The sequence below is a fragment of the Streptomyces sp. NPDC026377 genome (assembly GCF_055567715.1).
In genome coordinates this window covers 15,171-17,496 of sequence record NZ_JBVHPV010000024.1, presented here as the reverse complement: position 1 = coordinate 17,496, position 2,326 = coordinate 15,171, and the positions used below count along the sequence as shown (strand labels likewise).

Genomic DNA, 2,326 nt, shown 5'->3' with positions numbered 1-2,326 from the left:
GCCGTCGCCTCGGCCGGTCCACAGGTGGAGGTTGTTGGCGGTGTCCTTGGCGATGAGGTCGGGTTTGCCGTCGCCGGTGAAGTCGGCGGCGGTGGTTTCGGTGAAGTTCCAGCCGGTGGTGAGCTGGCGGGGGCGGTCGAAGGTGCCGTCGCCTCGGCCGGTCCACAGGTGGAGGTTGTTGGCGGTGTCCTTGGCGATGAGGTCGGGTTTGCCGTCGCCGGTGAAGTCGGCGGCGGTGGTCTCGGTGAAGCTCCAGCCTCCGGTCAGCTGACGCGGTCCACCGAAGGTACCGTCACCGTGGCCCGGGGCGTCGATGTCCTGATTGCCGGGCCACAGGTACAGCACCCCCTGGCCGTCCCGGGCGATGAGATCCGCGGTGCCGTCCCGGTTGAAGTCGGCGGCGGTGGTCTCGGAGTAGCGCGGGGCGGGGCGGGTGGCCGGGGCGGGAGCCAGTACGTCGGCCATGGCCTGGTTGCCGTTGTCGTTGAGGTGCAGCCGGTCGTCGCCGCGGGTGTAGTAACCGGCGAACAGGCGCGTGGGGTTGAGCGGGTCACGCGTGGCCCGATCGAAATCGACGTAACTGTCGATGTCCCGGGTCGTGCGGATGTAGCGGTTGTACTCCTGGCGCACCTGCTCCTTGGCCGCGCTGTAGTCCGGATTCCCCTCGAACGCGGGGAGGGTGGCGACGGTGAGAGTGCGCCCGGCGGCGTGCGCACGCTCGGCGAGGTCGCGGACCGCCGCCACGAGGGCTTCGCTGGTGGCCTCGTTGTACAGGACGTCGTTGACGCCGGAGTACAGGATCAGATGCGTGGCGTTGGGCTGTTCCAGGGCGTCGCGGTCGAAGCGGCGGACCAGCGCGGGCCCGTAGACGGCGCGGGTACCGGTGCTGTCGATCAGCAGGCGGTTGCCAGAGATTCCGGCGTTGACGACGCCGCTGGGACGCCCTCCTTGTTGCAGCGCCCGGCTGTAGGCGTCGGTCCACCGCCGGTTCGTGTCGGGAGTGGTGTGCCCGCCGTCGGTCTGCGAGTCACCGATCGCCACGACGGTGCCACCGCCGGCACGGGCGGTCACGTCCAGCCCGCTGAGGTAGGCCCAGTGCGGGAAGCGCGCGGGAAAGCTCTTGGAGCCGCTCGCTGCGGCGAGGTCGGTGTCATCCCCCGGCGCCGACGCGTACGAAGTCGTCAGCGTGTACTGGTGGTACGGCGCGGTGGTCACGGGCTCGGGCAGGTACAGGCTGACGAGGAGGTTCTCGTCGGCCTTGACGGGAAAGTCCGCGGGGTCGCTGTCGATGCTCTCGCCCGGTGCGATCACCGCTTGACGCGTACCGCCGAACGACAGGGACACGGGGGTGTCCTGGGCGGCGGCCCCTTGGTCCTGGCGGGCGATCGTGGCGTGCCCGATTGTCACGGGTTCTGTGCTGAAGGTGTTGGCCAGATGGATGCGTGCGGAGCTGCCGGCGATGCTGGTGTGCACCACCATGCGGATCGTCTGCCGTCCGGTGACCTTGGACTCGGCGGCGGGGGCCGCCGTGCCGAGGGCCGTGCCCCAGGTACGGGTCCACTCGGCTGCCGCCGAGCGGGTGGCGGCGACGGGCGATGACACCGGGGACCGCTGGACGGCCGCCGCGGCGGAGGCGTCGACGGCGAACAGGGCGGCCGACAGCCCTGTCGCCACCATCACCGTCCCGCGTATGCGTGTCATCCCCCGATACCTGCGCGGGCGGGAGGGCGTCATCGGTGGTTCTCCTCGTACGGGTTGCTGTGTCAGGCAGTGGTGGAGACGACCTGGCAGGGGGTGTGCGCGGATGTACGCGCACCCTGCCGTCGGAACGGAAGTGCGGCTGGCATGCGGCAGCCTCGCCAGGGCTATCCGGTCATGAGCGCCCGTGCCGGGCAGCAGCGCTGCCCGGCACGGCTGTATCGCTCGGTAGAGCCCAAGAGTTCGGGCGACGCGGAAGGGTCTTGGAGGCAGGGGGGAAGAACTTCGGCCCTGATATTGCCGTTACCAGTTGTCGGTGAGTCGGAGGGGGTTGGTGAGCTGCGGGTTTGCGGTAATCCACTGGTTGAGGTCGCCCGTGGTGTCACTGCGGGCGATGAGGTAGTCACGGCCCGGGCCGCGGAAGGGTCCTGCGGTGGTCTGGGTACTGGCCCAGTTGCGGCTGAGGAGTTCCTTGCCGCGGAAGGTGCCGTCTCCCTTGCCCTTCCAGATCCAGAGGTTGCTTCGGCTGTCCTGGGCGACGAGGTCGGTTCTGCGGTCGCCGTCGAAGTCGCCCGCGGTGGTCTGGGTGAAGTCCCAGCCGCCGGTCAGGCGGCGGGCGCGGTCGTAC

General features: G+C 69.9%; 2 protein-coding genes. Both read right to left on the bottom strand.

The window, feature by feature from the left end; all coding sequences use genetic code 11:
• On the bottom strand, positions 1–1,701 hold a 1,701-nt coding region (locus ACZ4MU_RS32370; protein WP_467883109.1), incomplete at its 3' end, for an SGNH/GDSL hydrolase family protein.
• A 300-nt stretch (positions 1,702–2,001) separates the two neighbouring features.
• The coding region (locus ACZ4MU_RS32365; RefSeq protein ID WP_467883108.1) for an FG-GAP repeat domain-containing protein at positions 2,002–2,326 on the bottom strand (325 nt) is incomplete at its 5' end.